Annotated in this window: 23 protein-coding genes and 1 pseudogene; 12 read left to right on the top strand and 12 right to left on the bottom strand. The window is 68.1% G+C overall.

Translation table 11 applies throughout. The features are described 5' to 3' along the window. The first annotated feature begins 72 nt into the window (after window positions 1-72). From OHT74_RS39375 to OHT74_RS42305, 4 genes and pseudogenes are all read left to right on the top strand, one after another. On the top strand, window positions 73-348 hold the full coding sequence (locus tag OHT74_RS39375) for an isoamylase early set domain-containing protein (RefSeq protein ID WP_328623030.1): 276 nt from the start codon (window positions 73-75) through the stop codon (window positions 346-348). 165 nt (window positions 349-513) lie between these two features. After that, a complete protein-coding gene (locus tag OHT74_RS39370; RefSeq protein ID WP_328623029.1) occupies window positions 514-741 on the top strand; it encodes an ectoine synthase in 228 nt (75 codons plus the stop codon). A 289-nt stretch (window positions 742-1,030) separates the two neighbouring features. After that, window positions 1,031-1,408: pseudogene (locus tag OHT74_RS42310) on the top strand (phytanoyl-CoA dioxygenase family protein); the annotation flags it as partial. Window positions 1,409-1,470: 62 nt separating this feature from the next. Next, a complete protein-coding gene (locus tag OHT74_RS42305; RefSeq protein ID WP_331736505.1) occupies window positions 1,471-1,629 on the top strand; it encodes a hypothetical protein in 159 nt (52 codons plus the stop codon). 211 nt (window positions 1,630-1,840) lie between these two features. Here OHT74_RS42305 and OHT74_RS39360 read toward each other — a convergent pair whose 3' ends face one another. The 3 genes from OHT74_RS39360 to OHT74_RS39350 all read right to left on the bottom strand — a co-directional run bounded on the left by OHT74_RS39360 (window position 1,841) and on the right by OHT74_RS39350 (window position 5,027). Next, the gene (locus OHT74_RS39360) at window positions 1,841-3,112 is read right to left on the bottom strand and encodes an IS256 family transposase (RefSeq protein ID WP_328623005.1); all 1,272 of its coding nucleotides are present in this window, start codon (window positions 3,110-3,112) and stop codon (window positions 1,841-1,843) included. 68 nt (window positions 3,113-3,180) lie between these two features. Continuing rightward, a complete protein-coding gene (locus tag OHT74_RS39355; protein WP_328623028.1) occupies window positions 3,181-4,143 on the bottom strand; it encodes a 3-oxoacyl-ACP synthase III family protein in 963 nt (320 codons plus the stop codon). Continuing rightward, window positions 4,140-5,027 carry an SDR family NAD(P)-dependent oxidoreductase gene (locus OHT74_RS39350; RefSeq protein WP_328623027.1) on the bottom strand — a complete coding sequence of 296 codons (888 nt, stop codon included), beginning with the start codon at window positions 5,025-5,027 and terminating at the stop codon, window positions 4,140-4,142. Before OHT74_RS39350 ends, OHT74_RS39355 begins: the two co-directional genes overlap by 4 nt. 530 nt (window positions 5,028-5,557) lie before the next feature. On the opposite strand from OHT74_RS39350, the gene OHT74_RS39345 reads away from it, so the two are divergent. Continuing rightward, window positions 5,558-6,022 carry a hypothetical protein gene (locus tag OHT74_RS39345; protein ID WP_266671798.1) on the top strand — a complete coding sequence of 155 codons (465 nt, stop codon included), beginning with the start codon at window positions 5,558-5,560 and terminating at the stop codon, window positions 6,020-6,022. A gap of 258 nt (window positions 6,023-6,280) precedes the next feature. Here the strand turns inward: OHT74_RS39345 and OHT74_RS39340 are convergent, their stop codons facing one another. Together OHT74_RS39340 and OHT74_RS39335 are read right to left on the bottom strand one after the other, a co-directional pair. Next, window positions 6,281-6,574 carry a hypothetical protein gene (locus OHT74_RS39340; protein ID WP_328623026.1) on the bottom strand — a complete coding sequence of 98 codons (294 nt, stop codon included), beginning with the start codon at window positions 6,572-6,574 and terminating at the stop codon, window positions 6,281-6,283. Window positions 6,575-7,312: 738 nt separating this feature from the next. Continuing rightward, a complete protein-coding gene (locus OHT74_RS39335) occupies window positions 7,313-7,729 on the bottom strand; it encodes a RidA family protein (RefSeq protein ID WP_266671793.1) in 417 nt (138 codons plus the stop codon). A gap of 224 nt (window positions 7,730-7,953) precedes the next feature. Here OHT74_RS39335 and OHT74_RS39330 point away from each other — a divergent pair, with 224 nt between their 5' ends. The 3 genes from OHT74_RS39330 (at window position 7,954) to OHT74_RS39320 (ending at window position 10,068) form a co-directional block, all read left to right on the top strand. Continuing rightward, window positions 7,954-8,823 (top strand): TauD/TfdA family dioxygenase, encoded by an 870-nt coding sequence (locus OHT74_RS39330; RefSeq protein ID WP_266671791.1) that lies wholly within the window; start codon window positions 7,954-7,956, stop codon window positions 8,821-8,823. Between the two features lie 30 nt (window positions 8,824-8,853). Next, entirely contained in the window at window positions 8,854-9,657 is an 804-nt protein-coding gene (locus OHT74_RS39325) for a PAS domain-containing protein (protein ID WP_328623025.1), read from the top strand. Between the two features lie 267 nt (window positions 9,658-9,924). After that, window positions 9,925-10,068 carry a hypothetical protein gene (locus OHT74_RS39320; RefSeq protein WP_328623024.1) on the top strand — a complete coding sequence of 48 codons (144 nt, stop codon included), beginning with the start codon at window positions 9,925-9,927 and terminating at the stop codon, window positions 10,066-10,068. Between the two features lie 3 nt (window positions 10,069-10,071). Here the strand turns inward: OHT74_RS39320 and OHT74_RS39315 are convergent, their stop codons facing one another. After that, the gene (locus OHT74_RS39315) at window positions 10,072-10,254 is read right to left on the bottom strand and encodes a transposase (protein ID WP_328623023.1); all 183 of its coding nucleotides are present in this window, start codon (window positions 10,252-10,254) and stop codon (window positions 10,072-10,074) included. Window positions 10,255-10,627: 373 nt separating this feature from the next. Here OHT74_RS39315 and OHT74_RS39310 point away from each other — a divergent pair, with 373 nt between their 5' ends. After that, a complete protein-coding gene (locus OHT74_RS39310) occupies window positions 10,628-10,966 on the top strand; it encodes a hypothetical protein (RefSeq protein WP_266671775.1) in 339 nt (112 codons plus the stop codon). Between the two features lie 209 nt (window positions 10,967-11,175). Here OHT74_RS39310 and OHT74_RS39305 read toward each other — a convergent pair whose 3' ends face one another. Together OHT74_RS39305 and OHT74_RS39300 are read right to left on the bottom strand one after the other, a co-directional pair. Beyond that, on the bottom strand, window positions 11,176-12,012 hold the full coding sequence (locus tag OHT74_RS39305; protein ID WP_328623022.1) for an alpha/beta fold hydrolase: 837 nt from the start codon (window positions 12,010-12,012) through the stop codon (window positions 11,176-11,178). Next, entirely contained in the window at window positions 12,009-12,602 is a 594-nt protein-coding gene (locus OHT74_RS39300) for a TetR/AcrR family transcriptional regulator (protein WP_266671771.1), read from the bottom strand. Before OHT74_RS39300 ends, OHT74_RS39305 begins: the two co-directional genes overlap by 4 nt. Before the next feature lie 640 nt (window positions 12,603-13,242). On the opposite strand from OHT74_RS39300, the gene OHT74_RS39295 reads away from it, so the two are divergent. Next, a complete protein-coding gene (locus OHT74_RS39295) occupies window positions 13,243-13,668 on the top strand; it encodes a hypothetical protein (RefSeq protein WP_328623021.1) in 426 nt (141 codons plus the stop codon). Between the two features lie 339 nt (window positions 13,669-14,007). On the opposite strand, the gene OHT74_RS39290 is transcribed toward OHT74_RS39295, so the two are convergent. Continuing rightward, window positions 14,008-14,595 carry a hypothetical protein gene (locus OHT74_RS39290; RefSeq protein ID WP_328623020.1) on the bottom strand — a complete coding sequence of 196 codons (588 nt, stop codon included), beginning with the start codon at window positions 14,593-14,595 and terminating at the stop codon, window positions 14,008-14,010. Window positions 14,596-14,803: 208 nt separating this feature from the next. On the opposite strand from OHT74_RS39290, the gene OHT74_RS39285 reads away from it, so the two are divergent. Beyond that, complete coding sequence (locus tag OHT74_RS39285) at window positions 14,804-15,208, top strand: hypothetical protein (protein WP_328623019.1); 405 nt, start codon at window positions 14,804-14,806, stop codon at window positions 15,206-15,208. 604 nt (window positions 15,209-15,812) lie between these two features. Here the strand turns inward: OHT74_RS39285 and OHT74_RS39280 are convergent. Beyond that, window positions 15,813-16,382: a hypothetical protein gene (locus tag OHT74_RS39280; protein WP_328623018.1), complete on the bottom strand. Its 570-nt coding sequence runs from the start codon at window positions 16,380-16,382 to the stop codon at window positions 15,813-15,815. Between the two features lie 368 nt (window positions 16,383-16,750). On the opposite strand from OHT74_RS39280, the gene OHT74_RS39275 reads away from it, so the two are divergent. Next, on the top strand, window positions 16,751-19,507 hold the full coding sequence (locus tag OHT74_RS39275) for an IPT/TIG domain-containing protein (RefSeq protein ID WP_328623017.1): 2,757 nt from the start codon (window positions 16,751-16,753) through the stop codon (window positions 19,505-19,507). Here OHT74_RS39275 and OHT74_RS42300 read toward each other — a convergent pair. Both OHT74_RS42300 and OHT74_RS39270 read right to left on the bottom strand, forming a co-directional pair. Continuing rightward, entirely contained in the window at window positions 19,438-20,052 is a 615-nt protein-coding gene (locus OHT74_RS42300; RefSeq protein ID WP_443047652.1) for a serine hydrolase, read from the bottom strand. The two genes, OHT74_RS39275 and OHT74_RS42300, sit on opposite strands and share 70 nt — an antisense overlap. Window positions 20,053-20,431: 379 nt before the next feature. Continuing rightward, complete coding sequence (locus OHT74_RS39270; protein WP_328623016.1) at window positions 20,432-22,069, bottom strand: flavin monoamine oxidase family protein; 1,638 nt, start codon at window positions 22,067-22,069, stop codon at window positions 20,432-20,434. Between the last annotated feature and the right edge of the window lie 9 nt (window positions 22,070-22,078).

The raw sequence follows: 22,078 nt of genomic DNA, 5'->3' as shown, positions 1-22,078 counted from the left end.
CCGTACCACCACGGCCGCCCCGCGCGCGGGCAAGGATGCACGGGCCCACCCTCTTCACGGCAGGAGAACACTGTGCTGGAACGCAAGCACCTCAAGGACCGGACCCAGGTCACCTTCGTCCTGCCTGAGGACTCCCCGGAGGGACCGGTCAGCGTGGTCGGGGACTTCAACCACTGGAACCCCGCCGCCCACCCCATGGAGTCCAGGGGTGACGGCACCCGCGCGGTACGGGTGTCCCTGCCCGCGCACACCAGCCACTCCTTCCGCTACCTCGCGGCCGGCGACTACTGGTTCGACGACGAACACGCCGACCACCACGACGGCACCAACAGCCGCATCCACACGTGAGCCGGTAGCGCACCAGCCCGGCCCGCTCTCAGCGATCTACGTCCATTCATATTCGTGCGTTCAACTCCATCGGCCGCGACGTGGCGACCGGGCGGACCCATCCCTGCCGGCCATGCCTTAAAGTTCAACCCCGCACGGCCGGATGACTCCCGGCCGTTGTCGACCATGGCCCCCGCGCGGCGGCCCTCCCAGCGGGGCCGGCCGCCAACCCCGTGCGCGGCCGGCCCCGCCCACCCCCTTCTGCCCGGCCGCCTGTACTGCCTGGACCAGCACGAGGCGCACTGCCTGGTGGCCTCGCCCCACGAGGACCTCAGGCTCGTGTGTGTCTTCGTGCCGCCGCTGAGCGGCAATGAGGCGCACCGCGTCGACCCGGACGCCGCCTCTTCCTACTGACCAAGCGGGGGCCGGAACACCCGTCCGTGTGAACACCGCTGTGTGGCCGGCACTCACCGCCCGAGACCCCGGGCCCGGCGCTCTCTGCCCGCAGCCAGGGGCCGGGAGCGTCACCCGGATGCCCGGCAAGCGGCAGCGGGGCGCCGGGTACAAGTGCCATCGCGGAGCGCTGTGACGGCGCCGAGTCGAAGGGCAGGACAGGTGGACAGAGCGATGACCGCCACGGGAATTGACAGGTATCCGACCCGCGGTCGAGCCGAGACGGTCACTCCCGGGCCGACCCCGTGGTGTGGGCCGGGACCGCAGCGGCCGGTCCGCCGACCCCCGCCTGGTGGGACGGGCCCGGCAGATCCTCGGTACAGACGTCTACGTCCACCAGTCGCGCATCAACATCAAACGGGGCTTCGGCGCCGGCGGCTTCTACTGGCACTCCGACTTCGAGACCTGGCACGCAGAGGACGGCCTGCCCCCCATGCGCACCGTGTCCTTCTCGGTCGCGCTCACCGACAACGACGCGAACAACGGCTCGCTGATGCTCGTCCCCGGATCGGACCAGACGTTCGTGGCATGCGCGGGAGCCACCCCGAAGGACAACTACCGCACCTCACTGGCAGGTGCAGGAAGCCGGAACGCCCTCCGAAGTAGCCCTGCCCCGCCTCTGCGACAGCCGCGAGCCGTCCACCTGTGCACCGGCAGAGCCGGCTCCGCGGTCCTCTTCGACTGCAAACCATGCATGGCAGCGGCGACAACATCACCCCCTCCCCCAGAAGCAACGTCTTCATCGTCTACAACAGCATCGACAACACCCTCACCAAGCCCTTCGCCACCCCCGGCCGCCGCCCCGCCTTCCTCGCCGCACACGACTTCACCCCCCTGCCGTACCCCTGACCGAGTCTGCGTCCGCCTTCCGCGCGACGACGCCTGCCCGGGTACGCGGGACGGCACCGCCGGCCCGAGGCCTGCGTGTCACCAGCGCAGTAGCATCACCGCGCCACTGGCGCCGCTGGCCAGTCCGAAGAGCGCGACCGTGTCACCCGGGGCCAGCCGTCGGCGGCCGACGGCGTGGGCGTGTCAGCGATCTTGTGTAAGTCGGCTGATTTCATTGGATGCTGAGCCGGTCCTCGAAGAAGAGTGAGAACTGGTTCAGTGCCTCTTTCCAGTGTGCGGCGACGTGGTTCGCGTCGCGCGCTTTGGGGTTGATCTGTTCGCGGACCGCGAGGTAGAGAACCTTCAACGCGGCCTGCTCCGAGGGGAAGTGGCCGCGGTTGCGGGTGGCTTTGCGGAGGCGGGCGTTCATGGACTCGACCATGTTCGTGGAGTAGACCACCGTCCTTATGGCCGGCGGAAACGCCGGGTAAGGTGTGAACTCCGGCCAGGCCGACCGCCAGGTCCGCACGATCGCCGGGTAGCGTTCGCCCAGCTCAGAGGCCTCAAACACGTCAAGGGCCTGTTCGGCGGCCTGCTCGGTGGGGGCCGTGTAGATGGCCTTCAGGGACGGCACCAGTTTCGGGTGGTCCCGCACAGACGACAGCCTGAGCGAGGCTCTGGTCAGGTGGATCACGCACGTTTGGACGGTGGCCTTGGGCCAGGTCGCCGTGACCGCGTCGGGCAGGCCCTTCAACCCGTCGCAGACGACGATGCAGACGTCCTCGATGCCCCGGTTCCGCAGCTCCGACAGGACTGCCATCCAGGTGGTGGCGCCTTCGCCCTCGGCTCCGACCCACAGACCGAGGACGTCCTTGCGACCGTCCATGTCCACGCCGACGGCCAGATAGACGGGCTTCGAGGTCACTGAACCGGACCGGATCTTCACCCACAAAGCGTCGATGTAGATGATCGGCCAGACCGCATCCAGGGGCCGGTTCTGCCAGGTCACGAGCTCGTCGATCACGGCATCGGTGACCTTGCTGATCAGATCGGGACTGACCTCGACCCCGTAGATCTGCGCGAGGTGGGAGCGGATGTCCCGCACGCTCATCCCGCGGGCGTAGAGCGAGAGGATCCGGTCATTGAACCCCGCCAGCCGGCGGGCGTTCTTCGGGACCAGACGCGGTTCGAACTCGCCGTTGCGGTCCCTGGGCACCGCCAAAGTGACCGCGCCGGCATCGGTCAGGACCGTCTTGGATGACGTTCCGTTGCGCGAGTTCCCCGACCCGTGACCTGCGGAATCTCCACGCTCGTAGCCGAGATGTTCACTCATCTCGGCTTCCAGAGCACGCTCCAGAACAGCCTTGGTGACCTCCGTCAGCAGCCCGCCCTCACCCAGCAGGGCCGCCCCGGAGGCATCAGCCTTGTCCAGCAACCGCTGGACGACCTCATCGACCGTCTTGTCGCCGGCCACGGACGCGGCCGCTTCGTCTTTGTCCGCCATGACTCGTCCGATCCGCCCGGCCCAAGGGCCCGAGGCCGAGCCCCGGGCCAGGCTGTCACATCACGGACTTACACGATCTTTCTGACACGCTCCGCGACCGTGTCACCCGGGGCCAGCCGTCGGCGGCCGACGGCGTGGGCGAGTTGGAGGGGAAGGGTCGCGGCGGCGGCGTTCCCGGTGTGCGGGAAGGTGGGGATGATCTGCGCGGTGTCGATGCCCATGCGGGTGCGGAAGGTGTCCACGAAGGGCACGGACGGCTGGTGAACGCAGACGAGATCGAGGTCGCCGACATCGACGTGCTGTTCCTTGAGCCACTGGACCCCCTGGACGTCCAGGTCGACGAAGGAGCCCAGCAGCGCTTCCGAGTCGACGTGAAGGCCCTGAGGGTGGTCGGGGGCGTGGTGGGGGTCGTAGAGGGTTGCGGCATGCCATCCCGCGGAGTTCGCGAGAAACACCGATCCGGTGATGCCCGGGACGGGTGAGGCCTCCACCAGAAGGGCGGCGCCCAGGTCCGCACCGGTCAGCGAGGTCAGTCCGGTGCGCAGCTGGTCGCGGGTGAGGTTCCAGCGGGAGAGACGGGTGAGGGTCTCCCCGCAGGTGATCAGGACGCGGCGGTGCTGGCCGGTGCGGATGAGGGCGTCGGCGACCTGGAGGGCGTTGATGATTCCGTTGCAGGCATTGCCGATGTCGAAGGCCGGGCAGGACAGGCCCGTCTTCGCCGCGACGATGTGGGCGTTGGCGGGTTCGCGGACGTCGGCGCTGACGGCCGCGAAGAGGAGCAGGTCGATGTCGGCCGTACCCAGGCGGGCGGTGTGAAGGAGCTGGGCGGCGGCGCGGGCGGCGAGGTCGGAGGGCAGGTCACCGGGGTCGGCGACGGTGCGCTGCTCGAGGCCGAAGGTGCGCTGCAGGAGACCGGCGGGGAGTTTGAGGGAAGGGCTGTGGCGCCGCAGGAGTTGTTCGATCTCGGTGCCGCGCTGGCGTCGGACGGGCAGGTGGACTGCGGCATGAGTGATGCGGCTGTAGCGGCTCACGCCGTCTCCTTGGCGGCCGCGGCCTGCTCGGTGGGCTGGGGCGCCGGCGGGGCGGCGGGTTGGGGGGTGCGGGGAAGGCCGGTGACCGCGTGCTTGAGACGGTCGGTCCACGCCAGCGGCAGCAGGGTGTGGAGCGGGACCAGGAGACGGGCGTCGCGGCCGACGACGTAGCGGGGGCGTGGCCGACGGGCCGTCAGGCACGTCTCGACGGTTCGGGCCACCGGTTCGGGACCGGGTACGCGCCGGTCCAAGGAGGTGAACAGGCGTGTGGTGGCGGTGTAGCCGGGGTTCGCGGGGTTGCGGACGGTCTCGAGGTCGTCCAGGGCGCGGCTGAGCATGGGAGTGGCGAACGCGCCGGGTTCGACCAGGCTGACGCGGATGCCCAGGTGGGCTGTCTCTACGCGCAGGCAGTGGGTGAGGGCGGAGAGGGCGTGCTTTCCCGCGCTGTACCAGGCACCCATCGGCCACGGCACCCGGCCCAGCCCGGAGGAGATGTTGACGATCCGGCCGCCGCCGCGGGCGGCCATGCCCGGCAGAACCATCCGGCACAGCCGGGCCGGACCCAGCAGGTTCACCTCCAGCAGGCGCCGGGCCTGTTCGTCATCGACATCGGCGACCGCGCCCGCCTGCGGAATGCCGGCGTTGTTGACCAGGGCCCACGGGCCGTCACCGGTCATCTCGGCCGACTCCTCCAGCGCCTGGCAACAGGACTGCTCGCAGGCGACGTCCAGCCGCACCGTGCGCAGGGCCAGGCCACGCTCAGCGGCCTCCGCTACGAGGTTGCGGGCCTTGTCCATATCGCGTGCTCCGGCGATCACGTCCCAGCCCGCGGCCGCGAGACGGAACACGATCACCCGGCCGAACCCACCCGTCGCCCCCGTCACCAGCACACTCCGCCTATCCGACCCCGCCACCAACGCCCCCACACCCCTTCACCGCACGACAGTAAACGCCGCGGTCGGTCGGCCGCCCCTTCACCAGGCACAACGACAGCTCCTCACCAAAGATGTGGTCCGGCGCCGGGCCCGCGCGCCTGCGCCGCGCTGCTCCCTACAGGCCACAACTGGGCCTGTCGATACGGTCGCTGCGGGTGACCCTGCCGACGGCGATGGAAGCGAGCGCTCACGCGTGTGAACAACGCTGCGGTTCGGGCCCGCGGTGTCCTGGCACGGGTCCGCCTTGCCTGCCAGTGCCGACGCGGTGTGGGTCGGGCCTGCAGGGTGGCGACGGCCAGGGCGGCCGGGCCGCCCGCCGCCTCCCCCGATCTGGGTCATCCCGATGGCGGAGGCTCCTTGGTGTGCGGGCGCGCAGCCCCGGCTGGATGCCGATTGCCCGACTCTGCCGGGTAGACATCGCGTGCTTGTGAGGCGACATGGAACCAAGTACGACCAAGATGCATCTTTGAACATGTTCAGTGATCATCTTCCAGGAGGTTCCCTTGTCCACTCGACGCAGAAAGATTGCGATATGGCTCACGAGCGGAGCTGTCGTCACCGTGCTGACGTACATGGGCTGGTGGCTGCACGGGGCCAGTTTGGAAATGGACGGAAAGGCGCCTGTCTCGTGCGGCCAAGCCATCCGCTTCCTCCACACCAACCAGCCCCCCGAGACCGCCCGGAACAAGCGATGTACGAAGGGCCAGTGGCAGACCACTTGGTACCACATGGACTTCGAGGTCACGCGTGCGGAGGCGGAAGCGTGGCTACACACCACTTACCCAGACGCAGAGGTCAACCGCGACTGTCTGGAAGCAGATCTCTGCTCGTCGCCCGATGTCGATGTGGACGGCGACGGTCGCGCCGACCTCATGGACGTCGACATCCGCTTCAAGGAGCACGGCCTCGCGCACGTACGGGTCTCCGGAGGTACGACAGACTGACACGCCTTGGCGGACCGTCGAGGCTTCAACAGGTGGTGCCCGAGGCTCCTGCGACTCGTCCCCCGGCCAGAGCCTGGCATCGGTACCGTGAGCAGGCCCGCCGGTGGAATGCCGGCGGGTCGAAGACGCTGTTGACCGGCTGAAGAACTACCGGACCGTGGCAGCGCGGTACGGCAGGCGCTGCTATGTGTTCCCGGGTACCGTCACCGCTGTGTCACTGCCCATCTGGCTGGGGCATGACCGTTCGGCAAGCTCGGCCTACCGGTCGGCACGACGGCTGAGCCAGAACTTCTCCAGCTCCGACAGAGGCGGCTCGGGCACCGGTCCCGTGTCGTTGTAGACGGCGATCGGGTCATCGGGCGCCGACCACGAGCCCACCGTAACCAGCCGGTACACGAACTCGCCGCCCTCCGGAAGCGGAACAGCAACAGCCTCCGGCGCAGGCGGGCCGGGCACACACCGGCCGACGTCATCACCGTAGGGCCCGCCACCGAAAAGGGCATGCATCCAGCCCTGCGGCGGCGTTCCACTCAGATCGAAAACGTCCTCCATGCCCTCCCCCTCGTCGCGGCGATCGTACGCGACGAGGGCAGGCGGAACCCGCTGGCACCGGCCTTGCCGGCAGCAGTCCACCAAGAGATCACGCCGGCGGCCATCGCTTCCGGCCGCAACCCCAGGGGGCCGAGATCGAAGTGAGCCGCTACTTCCACGCGCGTAGGACACCGCGATGTCGTGGTGGTCCGGCGGGTCATGAGGGGTGATGGAAGCCCAGAAGGTTTCGGAGCGTTCGTCGTCGCGTGCGTGTCGGTGGGCAGGCATCATCCACAGGCCAGGGTTCGTTCGACGACCCAGCGGCGGCGAAGGACAACGAATCCGTCCAGAACAGCGGCCGCACACCAGTCACGTCAGGCGAAACTCAGAATCAGAAACAGGACACGACTCACGAGGCGACCCCCGGCCTCAGTGCCGGCTCACCAGGAACGGGCGCCACCCCCACAGCACCCCTGATGCGGGCTTGCCACTTCGCCGGAAGCTCGTAGTTCAACGATCAGCGTGTCGGGGTAACTCGCTTGCATGCAGAAGCAGTTGCATACCAAACCGCGGCACCGATCCGGCGGCCCCTGCAACCGAACGGATCCACTGCCCCCGAGGCCGATGAGATCCTCCCTCGGCAGACTCCCGCCCGTGGGAGCAGGGCGCACCGGCCGCCGGAGCGCCCTTCGGGCGTGAACTGCCGCGCACCTTCCGGTGCACGTCGCCGCGCGATGGCGCCCCGCCCGAGCCTTCTCGCTACGTCGTTGCGTCACCGGAGGCTACGGCGATCGCATCGACTGCAATCCGCTTGTCACCCATCAGCTGCACGACGGCCGCCGTTCTGGCCGGCGGATGGTCGGGGAAGAACTCGGCGAACACCGCGTTCACCGTCGGAAAGTCCTCTGCGTCCGAGAACAGCACGGTGGCTTTCACCACGTCACGCGCTGATGCACCCGCAGAAGCAACTGCCTGCAGCAGATTCACAAATGCTTGTTTGCATTCCTGGTCGAATCCCCCCGACGGGACCTCTCCGGTTACCGGATCGACTCCCGCTTGGGCTGAGACGAATACGAACCCTCCGGCGGTAACGGTAGGGGAGTAAGGGCCCAGCGGGAGGGGAGGCAATGGCTGGCAAGGGGAGGGGGCGCCTGAGTGATCGAACTTCGCACGCATCGGAGATCTTCCAATCGAGTGGATCAATTCAGCGACAGGGGGCGGGCAGGTCACGAGAGATCGCCGCCTGCATGGGATCCGCCGAGCGTGGAGTCTACCTCCGAAGAGACGACCCCGAGCCGGCCAACGGAAAAGTCATGCCCGGCGTCACCTCACCTGTCCCCCAGGGCAAAGAGATCACTTCGTCAGACGTTCACAGATCGACGAGACAAGGAGCAGGATCCGTGCGCGACTGGCTGGCAGAACAGGCAAAATCTTCCATCGAGCTCCCCATTCCGTATAAAAACGATCACGGATCTGTCGCTCGGCAAATATCCGACCAGTTGAACATCTACTTCGGCTTCGCCGTCGTGACGGGCCTCTCGGTGAACCCACTCGACCCCGAGGGCTCCGCCGAGGTCGCAATGGATCTCTTGAGCCGTCTGGGCCGACCCCTGCGTCAAGGACCACCCGCCGGCTCGTCCCTGAAGTGGCTTGTCCGCTATGAGGGAGTCGATCGCTTCCGCTCGAACGGCAGGTTTCAGCAAGGCGTCTACACCTCGAAATCGCGAGACGCGATCGACATTCACAACGACGGCGCAATGGAGCCTTACGGGCACCAGATCTACATATCGTCACTGCTCTGCGTCGAGGCCGCAGCCGAAGGTGGCCGCACCACGCTCGTCAGCACTCTCACCGTGATGAACATCGTGCGGCGAGAACATCCGCAGCACTTTGAACGCCTCTGTCGACCATTCGCGTTCGAACGCACACACGTCACCCCGGCCGGAGGAGACCCCGTATTCTTTGCACCTGTATTCGATCTCAGCCGTACCGACGTGAAGGTCCACTGGAACCGTCAGCGCATCGAAATGGCGGCCGAGATCACCGGCGTACCGCTAACACCCTCCGAGGTCGGGGCCCTCGACGCCCTGGACGCGGCGATCATGCGTCCTGAAGTTCAGCTCAACCACAGTCTTCGACCCGGCGAACTGCTCGTCATCAACGACGACCTGATCCTCCACGGGCGATCTCAATTCTCGGGCGCCGATAGGCGGCGCTGCCTGGTTCGAATGCTTTTCGCGCGCGACCCTAGCCTGCACCTCACCAACTGACGCGTCACCGGAAATCCAAGGGGGTAGCTCATGCTCACCGAAATTCTGAGCACGACGATCGGCGCCGTGGTGGGCGTTCTGGTAACCATGGCCATGACGGCGTGGCGACCATCCTCTGAAACGATCTTACAGGGGCGTCCGCTGGCCGAACTGGAGAATTATCCGGTCGGGGTCGGCGCGGACGGAAAAATCCATCTCGACATGGCCGAGGTCATCGCAGCCTGCAATTACTTGTTGAAAAATCGTGAGCCTCGAGCCGCCATCGACCTGCTGTACCTGGCCGAGCGCAACAGGAATGCCATTTCTCCCCCTGCGGCTCTCGCGATCGATCGGGTGCGCCGACGCTACCGCCGCCGGTACCGGCACCTGGTCGAACCCAAACAGCTGGGCGAGCAGCGCGAATACATACTGCGTCAGTTCGGCAAGATAACCGACGCCCTCGGGGAGACCTTCAGCGGTCTGCCGATCGAGTTCGTCCTCCATGACACCCGAGACCCACTGAACTCCATCCACACGATCAAGAATTCCATCACCGGCCGCCGGGAAGGTGACCCGGTCTCGGTTTTCGGTGAGGATGTCGTACGGGCATACGGGCGCCGCTGGACGGGACCCAAGGTCGCTTACAGGCTGCGGCAGCCCGCTACCGGACAAATCGTCAAGGCGACCACCATACCGCTGGAAGACAGAACTCTCGGACTGGTCGCGTTCATGTGCGTCAACATCGACATCGGGCGGATGTCGCCCGAGTCGAGCGAGCTGCGAGACCTGGCACAGCACATGGTGGCCACCCCGGCCGGATGGGGAACCCAGGTCTTCGCCGTTACGGACCAGTAGGGACCCCGCACACTTCCAGGGTGTTTCGCCCGCGTCCGCGTTCCCGCCGTGGCCGCCCGGGTCCCGCCGCGCCAAGGCCGTCGTCGCCGACGAGCGGAACCTGCCGGACGTCGAGATCGGGACGGAGCCGGTACGGCCGATCCGGGTTCCCAGCGGAATCGGCATCAGGTGAGGCCCCATCATCGAGACCGGCACCGGCTCCTGCCGCCTCGCAAGCACACGAGCCCGCGCCTACTGATCTTCTCGTAAGTTCGGTGGGTGTGGCGGGTGGATGATCAGGCCGGTGTGGGCGAGGAAGGACCATGGCAGTTGTGGGTTGTGGTTGATGCGGTGGATGCCTTGTTCGGTGGCGTCGGCGACATCGGCGAGGTGGTCGCCGGCGAGGTTGGCGAGTTCGCGTTTCTTGAGTGAGGACTACAGCAGCTCGACCGGGTTCAGCTCGGGAGCGTAGGCGGGTAATCGCTCCAGGGTGAGCCAGTCCTGGTCGGCGACCCAAGCCCGCATCGCCCGGCTCCAATGTGCGGACAGGCCGTCCCAGACCAGGACCACCCGCCCGCCGCGGTAGAACACGTCCGGCTGCGGCACGGTGACAGGCATCTGCCGCTGGCGCCCATCCCCGCTCCTCACCGCACTCCCCCGCCGCCTCGGAGTGCGTCTCCGTCCACCCTGTCCTACCCGCCCGTAGAGGCCTCCCCCGCCGCTGTACCGGCAGACCACAAAGCCAGCCGCCCTCGCCCTGCGCGGCACTGTGCCGCGCAGGGCGTCACCAGCCCCGCTGTCGCCCCGCTGTGCCACCAAACCCCCGGCCGGTGACCGGCCGAGTGGGCTGGTCTGTCAAGCCCCGACTTTCCGTGACGTGACCGCAGGCCCGTACATGGGGCGCAATGGAGTGACCGTTGACGCCGAAGACGCCGCAGGGGCGAAACCTGCCCCACCGAATTCCACGACCTCTCGCCAGGAGCCTTTCACCATGACCGCCACCCGGATCCGACGTACAGTCCCCCTCCTGATCGCCACCCTCCTGGCCGGCGGAGGCGTCTCGCTCTCCTCCACCGCTTTCGCCACTCCCACCACGACGACGGCAAGCGTCCACACAGACACCGACACCGACAACCTGCGCACGGTCAAGCGCCTCACCAAGAAGCCCAGGCTCGTGAAGAAGCTGACCCGCACGGTCGAGAAGGACGACGTCGGGGTCAGCCAGCCGAGTGGAGACCCTTACAACAACGTGAACGTCGACGGAACCACGCGGGTGCCGCAGTACCACACCACGCCCTGCGTAACGCTGGATTGCGTGCGGTCAACCTGATGAGCTCGGCCAGACGGAACTCGACCGCCTCGCCAACACACGAGCCCGCGCCGAGCGCGCTGGAGCGAACTGATTGGAGCCCATGCTGATCCGCTGCCCAAGAGGAAGCGGATCAGCATGACTGCGGCCACGAGGATGCCCCGGCCAGCTGCAGATGTGATGCCCAGTGACCACTTCGGGGCGCCGACCCGGGCGTGTCTGACTCGGGTCTAGGCTCGGAAGGCCTTGGCAAGGAGCTCGCCGAACTCGGCGGGGTGCGTGGTCAGGCCGGTATGGCCGCCGGGGAAGTGCAGGAGGTCCGTGCCGAGACGCTCGGCCAGAAAAGCGGCTGGACGGTAGGGCAACTCGCCGCGTGAGTCCTGGCCGCACGCGAGCACGAGCCGGTCCGACAGTGCTTCCAACCGCTGGATGTCGGGGGCGTAGGACATGAAGCTCGGCACGATGCGCCCAACGAAGAAGGGCAGGTTGGCCATCGTCCGCTCAACCCGCGCCGCTGCCTGCGGCGGAAGCTTGATCTCGGCCTTCTGCTCAATGCTGTCGCCGGCCTTCTTCAAGCCCGCGGCGAACACAGCCATCGCCGGCATGAGCCCCTCTGCGCGCAGTGTGGCCTGCACGCGCGCGATGAGCAGGCGATGTGCGGATGCATCCGGCAGGACCTCCACTACCGGCGGCTCATGTGCCACGAGGCGTTCGACGCGTTCGGGATGGGCCGTGAGCAGGTGAAGGGCGGCGATCGCGCCCGAGCTGGAGCCGAAAACACGCGCGGGCTCACCCGGCGACAGCAGTTCCAGTATCCGGAGGGCGTCATCGGCGTGCTCGGCCACTTGCTGCTCGGCCTCGGGGTCGTCCAGCGTGCTTCGGGACATGCCGCGCGGGTCGTAGGTCACAACGGTATATGCGGCGGCCAGGTCGTCGGCGATCCCGTCGAAGGAGGACACGCCGCCCGTCCCTCCCGGGACCAGTAGCAGGAGCGGTCCCTGGCCGCGCACTTCGTAGTGCAGGGTCGCGCCGTTCACACGCAGGCTGCCAATGGTCGGGCCAGTCATGCGGAGTCTCCTTCTTGGGACCGGGGCCAGTGCTCCAGGAGGGTGTGGAGGGCCTCGAGTGCGCGGACCCAGGACTGCTGCGGTGAACGCTCGTGTGCGAACCCGCCCGCGGCCTCCAAGGTGACGAAGCCGTGGAACGTGCTGCGCAGCAACCGGACCGCGTCGGTCAGGTCCGGTTCGGCCAGTCCGTAGCCGCGCAGCATGCCGTAGGTCAGCTCGACCGCGCGCCGTGGTCCGGACGCCTTCGCGGCCAGTTCGGGGTCGATCTGGATCGGAGTCTGCGTCGCCGTGTAGCGGCCCGGATGTGTGTGGGCGTACTCCCGCCAGGCGTTGGCAAACGCGACCAGCGCGTCCTTGCCCGCCCGCCCAGAGGTCGCCTCCGCGATACGGATGGTCTTCTCGTCCGCAGCCAACAGCGCGATCCGGCCGCGCAGATCCTCCAGGCCTCGGACATGCGAGTAGAGGCTCGCGTCCTTCACGCCCAGCCGCCGCGCCAACTGCGACATGGTCACCTGGTCGAGCCCGACCTCGTCCGCCAGCTCGGCGCCCGCGATCGTCACACGCGCCGCCGTCAGCCCTGCCCGCGCCATGCACCCTCCCCAAACCTAGGACTCTTAGTTTTAACCTAGAGGCCCTAGGAATGCCAAATGAGAGGCGTCACGGGTGTACCCGGCTGCCCGCAGTACCGCCCCGACGTCGCCATCTGAGTGCAGGAGTGACCGGTGAGCAGCAGGGTGGGGAGTGAGCCCGGGCTTGCGCGTGATCATCCATCCGTCGGACGCCCAGGGCGGGCGCCGCGTCTCTGCGACGGCGAGATCCTCGACCGCGCCCTGGGCTCTGGGCTCTGGCTCTGGCTCTGGGCTCTGGCGCTCTTCTGAAGTTCCTGCGGCGGGCCGGCTTGGACGCGGACGATGTCAGGCTCAACGATGCGCTGCTATCGCCCTTCGGCGCCGGCGAGGAGCACCTTCCGGGGATCGAGCACGCATGTATGGCCGCCGCCAAGCCCGTGCGCACCGCACACGGGGCCGCGACGGACCGACCGCCTATCAAGATCGGCTCGTGGCGTCAAGCCACGTGTTCGAGTGGCGTGACGCCCGCTGCCCCGCAGGGTTTATTTGGAGTACGCCCTCACCGGGGAAACCCACCGGAGAACAGCAGGCCGAAGAATTTCCCCGGCCTATTCCGCGGGGCGGCTCACAAACCCTTATTCATGCCGAATGGAGAATTCCCATGTTCGAGCGTTTCCCGACCCGTCGTATCGTTCTGGCCGGAGCTTCCCTGGCACTGGTCGGCGGCGGCATCGCCCTCCCCGCGACCGCCATGGCCGCACCCACCGCCGCCCCGCAGCAGGCCGTCAGCCTCCTCCAGGACGACAGCGCCGACGGAATCGGCACCGGCGGCGACGCCAACGCCGAGAACACCACGGTCGGCGGTACCGCCACCGGCGGCAACGCCAGCAGCGGCGTCGGCAACTGCGAGGGCGGATGCGACATCAAGACCGGCAACGCCACCGGCGGCAACGCCAGCGCCGACGCCGTCAACACCGGCGACGCCACCGCCGTGGGCGGCGACGGCACCGGCACCGGCGGCCAGGTCAACAAGCAGACCATCAAGGACCAGCTCAAGGACGAACTCAAGGCCAAGCTCGGCAAGTGAGAACCGGACAACTCCCACAGCTCCCCGGGAACACGTCCTGGGGAGCCGCCCAACACAGCAAACGCCGGAGAGGCCCGCAGCCTCTCCGGCGTCCGCATGCGCTGGCGAGGCGTCAGGCCTGATCTGGGCAGGGACTCCGGGAGGGCCACGCATGCCTCGAGGGCACGCGCGCCCAGCCTTCGCCGGCACAGGACGGCAGACAGGCGACGAGCCCGCGCTGCACGCTAACCGATGAAAGACCTGGTCACGGGGCGTGAAAGCGGCGACTTCGAGTTCCCCGGCTACGGCCGGTTACGAAGGCATGCTGCGTAGGCCACGAGGGCTCCCCTCTGGGGGGGTTCACCCTTCCTCGTCCCTGACCTCCAACGCTTGTTGCGCCAGGCCGACGAACGTGATGTAGGTGCCCCGGAAATCCCGGTACGCAGCGTCGTAGTCGAGTCTCCGCTCGGGAGTGTCGTCGCCGATGAGCGCCTTCAGCAGCGGCTGCAGGCGTCGCGCCATCTGCCGCACCTGCTCCGCCGCGGCGGAAACCTCGGCAGGACCGTCGAGCCGAACCTCATGGGTTGCCTTGTTCATGTTTCCGATGGCCGGGCCGATGCCCTCATACATCCGCGTCAGGAGCCGGTCCTTGGTCTCGCGGTCACGCGCGGCGTCGACGTCGTCGATCTGCCAGGTGACCTCGTTGAATGCGTGCGCGCAGTCCATCATCTCCCGGTAGGTGGATCGACGCCGGTCGCGCTGTTCACGAAGGGCCTGCGCCGTCGTGGTTGTTCGTGCTTGGGCCAGCGCCGCGCGGGAGGTCGCCCGGGCGGTTATGTAGCTGGCTCCGAGCGCGGTCAGCGCAGTGAGAATGCCGACCCACAGTCCGCTATTCGCCATGATCGAGGAGTCTGCCACCCGGAATGCCGTTTGCGACAGCCCGCGCATCGATCAGTGACCGTGACGTCCGTCCTCTATCCGCTGCACGCTGTAGCTGATCGTTGAACATCCGTTTCGTACGTGACGGCACCAGCCGCATACCCGGAGCCTCGCACCCGGCCCCGCCCAGCCCCTGCCCGAGCCACCTCGCCGCGAGGCGCCGCGCTCACCGACGTCCCGCTCAACGCGCGACACAGGCGGAGAATGAGGAACTGTGATGACAGTCCTGGTGGTCGGCGTACCGGAAGGCGAGGAACTGGAGCGGCTGAGGTCGCGGATCCAGCGCAACCCCCACTTCCAGGTCATCTCCCACGCCCACACGCCCGACGTCGCCCTCGCGCACGCCCGGGTCCTGCTCCCCGACATCACCGTGCTCACCCTGGCCGGAGGCTTCCGCGACGACCCGGCCGCATTCGGCATCTTCCACGGCGTACGCGCCCTGGACCCGCCGAGCGGGGTCGTACTCCGCACCAGAGCCGACGCGGCCCCCGGCGACCTCGACGGCTTTACTGTCGAGGGGGCCGTCCACATCGTCCGCGCGGGCGACGAGGAAGGACTGATGCGCGCCCTGCGCACCATCGGCCTGCGCCGGGCAACCTGCGACCCGGACGAAATGCCCTGACCGTCAGCCCGCCCCTGCAGATCCGCGCGCCACTGGATGACTGGCTCTGTAGGCGGGTTTCGGGGCCAAACGTTCTTGCCGGGAAACCCACTCGAATGGCGCCGGTGCGTACGAAGACCACTCGCCAGGGTTGATCTCACCTCGGCCGCTTCTCCGCGCCCGGCTCCCACCCTCGAGTAGAGCGTGAGTCCGCCATACCCACCAGCAAACTCGGCGACATCGCCGTCGGCCGCTACAACTGCCTCCCCAAGGACACCTCCAAGGTCCCCTACAACGCACCCGAGACGATCAACTACGACAGGCTGCCCTTCGTCGCGGCATGGCTCGGCATCTTTCCGCCTGACTCGTTCGATCCCGCGTGGGATCTGGCCATCACCCGAGACGAAACCGAGCAGGTCACGGACAGTTCGGGAGGCTCGACACCAGGTTGTGCGCCGGCCTCTACACGGGCTGCGGGCAGCTCCCACCTCCACGAGGTGGGAGCTGCCCGTTCCCTCGACTGCCAGCATGCCGGACATGCAGGGGGCGTCATGCCGGGCAGCAGCAGCCGTTGCCGGGCAGGCGTTGGATAGGGGGTGGGATGTTGCAGGGGCCTGCTGTTGGTTCAGGGGCGGACCTTGCGGACGTGGTCGGCCGAGAGATGGAGCTCGTAGGGCAGGCAGCAGTCGGAGCAGAGGGTCGCGACGAGGGCTCCGCAGGCGCACAGCTGGTTCATTCCGCCGTCGGGGGTCGCTCCGCAGCAGGCGGGAGAGGCGTGCTCAAGCCGCAGGCCGCGGGCGTCGTCCGGGTTGATGACGATGTTGCCTCGCGGGCCCTGCGACACCAACGGCTTTCCGTCCACGTTCCAGTGGCCTCCGTGGCGTGGCATCACCGGCCCGGGCACCTGGGCGACGACCAAGGGTGCACCGTAGGGTTCCGTTTCGATCGCATAGCAGCCTGACGGCACGGTCGCCGGTGAGGGACCCGGCTCATCGGCGTCCCACCATGCGTAGTACGGAGCTTCGGGAACGGCGGGCAGCCTGGTCAGTGGCCCCGTCAGGGCGGCGCCGCACGTCGCGCACACGAACATCACCGCTTCGGCCTCTGCAGCCCCGTCGGTGGTGCCGGTGGGCGGGGCAGCCTGCCCGTGCTCCGGCTTGCTTCCGTCTTCTTCCTGGTCTCGCTGATCGTGCATGCGCTGACCGTACGCGGCACACGCACCGCACCGGCCACCACCTCTGCGAGGGCAGTGCACGAGTCAAGCGATCAGGTGGTGCTGCAACTTGGCGACTACGCCTACGCAACAAACGCACAGGCGTGAGCAGCCAATTCACCCGGAAAGGTCCTCGAGCGCTCACTCCGCGACTGGCTTTAGGCCAGGAGAGGGAAGTGTCGGCACGGCACCCCGCGAGCCGTGACGGGTGGCGGCTCCTTCCGATAGACACCGCCCGTGATCAACAGCTACCGCAGAACAGCTGTCGCCCGCTGCCGACGCGCGGGTGGGACCGGACTTCCGAACGAGGCTGAAGGGGGGAGCCCATGTCGATGCGACGGCCTCTCCGAATGAACCGACGAGTGATGCGCGCGGCGCGCGGCTGGCCGCGTGCGCTCCTGCTCGCACTCACCGTGACGCTCACGGCGGCCGCGCCGGCCGGAGCGGCGCTCGCCGAGCCGCGGCCCAGTACCCCGCCCTCGGCCAGTGTCCCCTCGCCTTCGGGGGGCGAGGGGACACTGGCCCGGGCGGAGGTGAAGCAGCACGTGGACGTGAGCGCGCTGCCTCGGCCCAAGCGCACCGCCGAGCCGCGGATGCGGCCCTACCTCGCCCCTCCGAAGCGGCAGGCGCCCGTAGGGCCGATGCAGCAGCCGAGCCTGCCGGTCACCACTGCGCAGCTGACTCCGAAGGGCGCGACGGCGCCGAAGGCGGCGCCTTCCTCGGCCGTGGTGGAGCGGCTGAAGGCCTTCTCCACGCTCGGGAACGGCGACAGCATCGCTCCCTCCGACACCAATCTCGCGGTCGGGCCCACCTACATCGTCCAGTTCGTGAACCGCTCCGGCCAGATCTACGACAAGGCCGGCAACGCGGTGGGCTCGCGCTTCGACCTGGGCGCCTTCTTCGGGTTCGCGACGGGCACGGGCGGGGATCCGCGGGTGCACTACGACGCGGGCTCCGGCCGGTTCTTCGCCTCGTACGAGGGGATCTTGGCCAACGGAGACGAGGTCGACGTCGCGGTCAGCGACAGCTCCGACCCCCGCGGACACTGGACCGTGTACAACATCGGAAGCAACAGTTCCAACGTTCAGCAGGACCGGCCGCTGCTCGGGTACAGCAACGACAAGGTCACGCTGAGCTGGAACAACTTCGACCTCGCAGCCGACCCCGAAGTGTTCCTGGGCGCGGTGAACGTGGTCGTCAACAAGGCGGACCTGCTGGCCGGCGGCACGATCAGCTTCACGACGTTCGCCCAGGACACCAGCCTGGACGACGCCGTCCCGGCCACCTCGCTGTCGGGGATCAACGATCAGCTCTCGATGAAGCACGAAGGCACAGACGTGCTGGTGACCACGATCACCGGTGTGCCCGGCGTCAGTGCGGTCAACCGCACCCTGAACACCATCGCCATCGGAACCGCGCCCCCACCACCGACGTGTGGCGGCGAAAGGGGATGCGCAGCTCAGCCGCCCGGGGGCGACGCCACTATCGCGACGAACGAAGACCGGATGCTCTCCGTCGCCTGGCAGAACAACCACCTGTGGGGCGTCTTCAACGTCAGCTGCACCCCTCTCGGCGACACCGCGGTCCACAACTGCCAGCGTTACATCCAGATCGCGACCGGCGGCGGCCAGAGCCTGGCGACCAACCTCAATCTCGGCCTCGTGGGCGGAGACATCTACTACGGCTCGTTGGCTCTGAACGACGAGGACGACCTGTTCTCGGGCTTCACCGCGTCCTCGACCACGATGTTCCCCACCGCCGTCGCGATCGGAGTGCCGGGCGGCAACTTCCCGGCGACCACGTTCGGCGACTTCTACGCCGCGGGCACGCAGGCCTACGCATGCCGCTGCAACGGCGACAGCCGCTGGGGCGACTACTCGGGCACCGCCCGCGACCCGAGCAACCCCAAGGACGTCTGGACGGTCCAGCAGATCGGAGCAACCGGCAACACCGGGGTCTTCGGCGGCGACTGGGGCACCGCGATGGACCGCGTCACGCTGTCCCCGCCCACCGTCACCAGCGTCACCCCGAACCACGCACCCGAACTCGCCCAGTGCGTGAACACCGTGACCGTGCGCGGCACGGAGTTCCCGACGAGCGGCACCACCGTCAGCTTCGGGTCAGTGGCCGCCACGAACGTGAGCGTGAGCGGGCCGGAGGAACTGACCGCGCAGGTGCCGCCGCAGGCACGGGGCACGGTGGACGTCACCGTGACCACCCCCAACGGCACCAGCCCGATCACCGCCGCCGACCAGTTCACCTACGATCCGGACACGACCGCACCGACCGTCTCCGCGAGCGTCTCCCCCGCACCGAACGGCGCGGGCTGGAACACCACCAGCCCGGCCACCGTCAACATCAGCGCCAGTGAGGGGGCCTGCGCCTCCGGCGTCCAGAAGATCACCTACAGTGCGACCGGTGCCCAGCCGATCGCATCCACCATCGTTTCAGGCGCCAGTGCTGCCGTCCCGATCACGGTGAACGGCGTGACCACGGTGACGTACACCGCCACCGACAACGCCGGCAACACCTCCGCGCCGCAGACGATCACCGTGCGGCTCGACACGGTGGCGCCGTCGATCACCATCGTCCGACCGGTGGCCGGAACGTACCTGTACCGCCAGGCGGTCACCGCCTCGTACTCGTGCACGGACGCCACCTCCGGAGTGGCGAGCTGCGTCGGTACGGTGCCCAACGGCAGCGCGGTCAACACCTCGACGCTCGGCTCGCACACGTTCACGGTGAATGCGAAGGACGTCGCCACGAACCCGTCCACCAAGAGCGTCACCTACACGGTGGCGTACCGGATCTGCCTGCTCTACGACCCGGCCCGGCCGGTCCGCCTGCTCGGCCAGGTCGTGCTCAGCCTGCGGATCTGTGACGCCAACGGCAACAACCTCTCCAGCTCGAACATCACGCTGACGGCCGTCCGGGTCACCGGTCCGGTCACCAGGCCGGTCACGGGCCGGTTCGCCTACAACCCCGTGTTCGCCAGCTACGGCCTCCCCGTCAGCACGAACGGGCTGCCCAACGGCAACTACAACCTCGAATTCACCATCAGCGGAGCTGACACCACCACCCACGTGGCACCCTTCACCCTGCGCTGACACCAACAACCCATCGAAGGGTGCCGGCCCGGCCCCGACCCCGGGGCCGGGCCGGCACGCGACAGGGCGAGACGTTCTGCGGCGAGCTCACCGTCTTCACCGTGAGACCGAGTTGTCGGCCCAGCGGACGAATTCCCCAGGGGTGGTTTGGACGGAGCCGTCTCCGTACTGCTTCCAGGGGGAGGAATTGGGAGTGAAGGAGCCGTCCTTCGCGTCGTATGACTTTGCGCCTTGCCGGGAACGTCCGTTGCCGGGGACAAAGCCATGCGCAGGTGCAGTGGGGTGAAGAATTCCTGTTGGAGGAAGGTCGGGAACGGCTTGCCGGTGACCCTCTCGACGACATGCGCCAGGAGGACGTAGTTGGAGTTGGAGTAGGAGAAACGCTTGCCTGGCGGATCTTCCAGCTGTGAGGCGAGGATGGCTGCGATCGCTTCCTTCTGGCCGGCCGGATCCGTCAGCTCGATGCCCTTGGCCTCCAGCAGATCCTGGTAGTCGGTGATACCGCTAGAGAAGCGGGCCTGCCTCCAGTGCGTGTCGTATCGCACCCTCCTGCCGAACAGTTCTACCGGCGTCTGGGCGCCGAGCCGGTGGGGAAGGTGCCTCCTTCACCGCCGAAGGTGACCTGGGAAGCCCGGAACTGCGCTTTGCCATCGTTGACCGCAACGCCGAACACGCGGACGTCACAGCCACTGGTTGATCACGGCGATGAGGACGGCGGCCTCGCAGCGGATCGCGGGTTTGCCGAACCGGGCGCCGTGGAGAAGCGGGTGCTGCTCCAGAAGCTGGAACAGCACCCGACCGCAGCGGTGGGCCGGCCTCGCCCAGTCGCAGGGGAACGCGGTGGACAGGCCCAGCGCCCCCAGCGCCCCCAGCGCCCCCAGCGCCCAGCACCCACACCACGGGCGCCCCCGGGCAGGTCATAGGTCAGGTCAGGGCGGCGATCACTTCCTTCGCCGCCCGCTCCCCCTCGGTCGCCCCGCCTTCCATGAAGCCCTGGAAGTCGTAGCTGCAGTGCTCGCCACCGATGTGGATCCGGCCCTGCGCGGTGCCCTCGTACTTGGCGTACTTGTGCAGGTAGCCCGTCGGCCAGTACGAGTACGCGCCGAGCGAGTACGGGTTGCGGTGCCAGGCGGACAGCTGCGCCCGACCGGTCCAGGCCGCCTTGGTGCCGGGGAAGAAGGCGTCGATCCCGGTGAGCATCCGGTCCGCGAGGGCGCGTACGTAGGCGTCGGAATCACTGGCGAAGGGGCTGCCGGGGGTGAGCGAGCCGGCCAGGCTGCCACCGCCGTACTGGAGGAGGATGCCCCCGTTGCCCGGCTGAACCTTGGTGGTGTCCCAGGTCTGCTGGACATCGGTGTCGGTGAAACAGTCACCCGCGGAAACCCCCGGCCAGGGGCCGGTGCCGCGCCAGGGGCGGCTGGTGAACTGCATGTTGAGCTTGGTGCAGTAGCCCATGCGGGCGTCCCGCAGGAGGTTCTGCATCAACGGGTCGAAGCCGGCCGCGGTGATGTCGATCCGTTGGAGGATCGGCAGCGGCAGGCACAGGATGGTGTGATCGGCCACGACCGTGCGGGTGGCGCCCGCGTCGTTGAAGGTCAGCGTCTGCGTGCCGTCGGCCGAGACGCGCACGGCAACCAGCTCGCGGCCCATGACAAGCGATCCGGCGGGCAGGGCCTGGGCCATGGCGTTCGGCAGCTGGTCGTTGCCGCCGGTGATGTGGTAGCGCTCGTTGGACAGGCCCCAGACGTTGAAGTTGCCCGGGTTGGGCTGGTAGCCCATCAGCAGGACGAGCGCCAAGGCCGACTGCTGATCGGTGTCGGCCCCGTACTCGACGTTGTACGCCACGTCGATGAAGCGGCCGAGCTGCGATCCGTGCCCGCCGGGGATCCGGGTCTCGATCCACTCGTACAGGGTCATGTTGTCGAGCGCGGTCCCAGCCGGGGTCGAGGAGTTCCAGGAGACTTCGCCGGCCGCCTGCAGGTCCCGGTGCAGCGCCTGGTAGACAGCCTTGAAGTCCTCGTCGGCCTGGGTGCGCGGATAGTAGACCCCGTTGAACCGGAGGATTTCCTCGGCGCCGTTCGGCCCGCCGCCGAGGAAGTCCTCGACGGGCAGATTGAAGCGGCGGCACAGTTCCAGGACCTTCTTGTGGCTGGTGTCGATCAGCTCGCCGCCGATCTCGGAGGTCTGCCCGTACGCCCACAGGGAGCGCTGGCTCCACATCCGGCCTCCCACACGGCTCGGATTGGCTTCGTAGAGCGTGCAGGCGACGCCGGCGTCCTTGAGGGTGAGGGCGGCGGTCAGCCCCGAGATCCCGGCTCCCACGACGGCCACGCGGGCAGCTGTGACGGGCTTCTTCTCGGGCAGGGCCTCCACAGCGTGGGCGCTCGCGGAGGCGCCCGCCGCCGAGGCGAGGGCGGCGCCGAGTCCGAGGGCGGCGGCCCGGCCGAGGAGCTGGCGGCGGGTGGAGCCGCGGACCTCGGCGACGGGCAGGCCGAGCCGGCGGGCGGCGGCGTGTTCGGCGGCGAGCCGACGGAGCTCGTGCATCAGTGGCGTACGGGCCATGGTTGTGGC

Origin of the sequence: Streptomyces sp. NBC_00354 (assembly GCF_036106915.1) — a bacterium.
Taxonomy (GTDB): Bacteria; Actinomycetota; Actinomycetes; order Streptomycetales; family Streptomycetaceae; genus Streptomyces.
The sequence above is the reverse complement of the archived record's forward strand: the minus strand, read 5'-3'. Positions and strand labels throughout refer to the sequence as shown.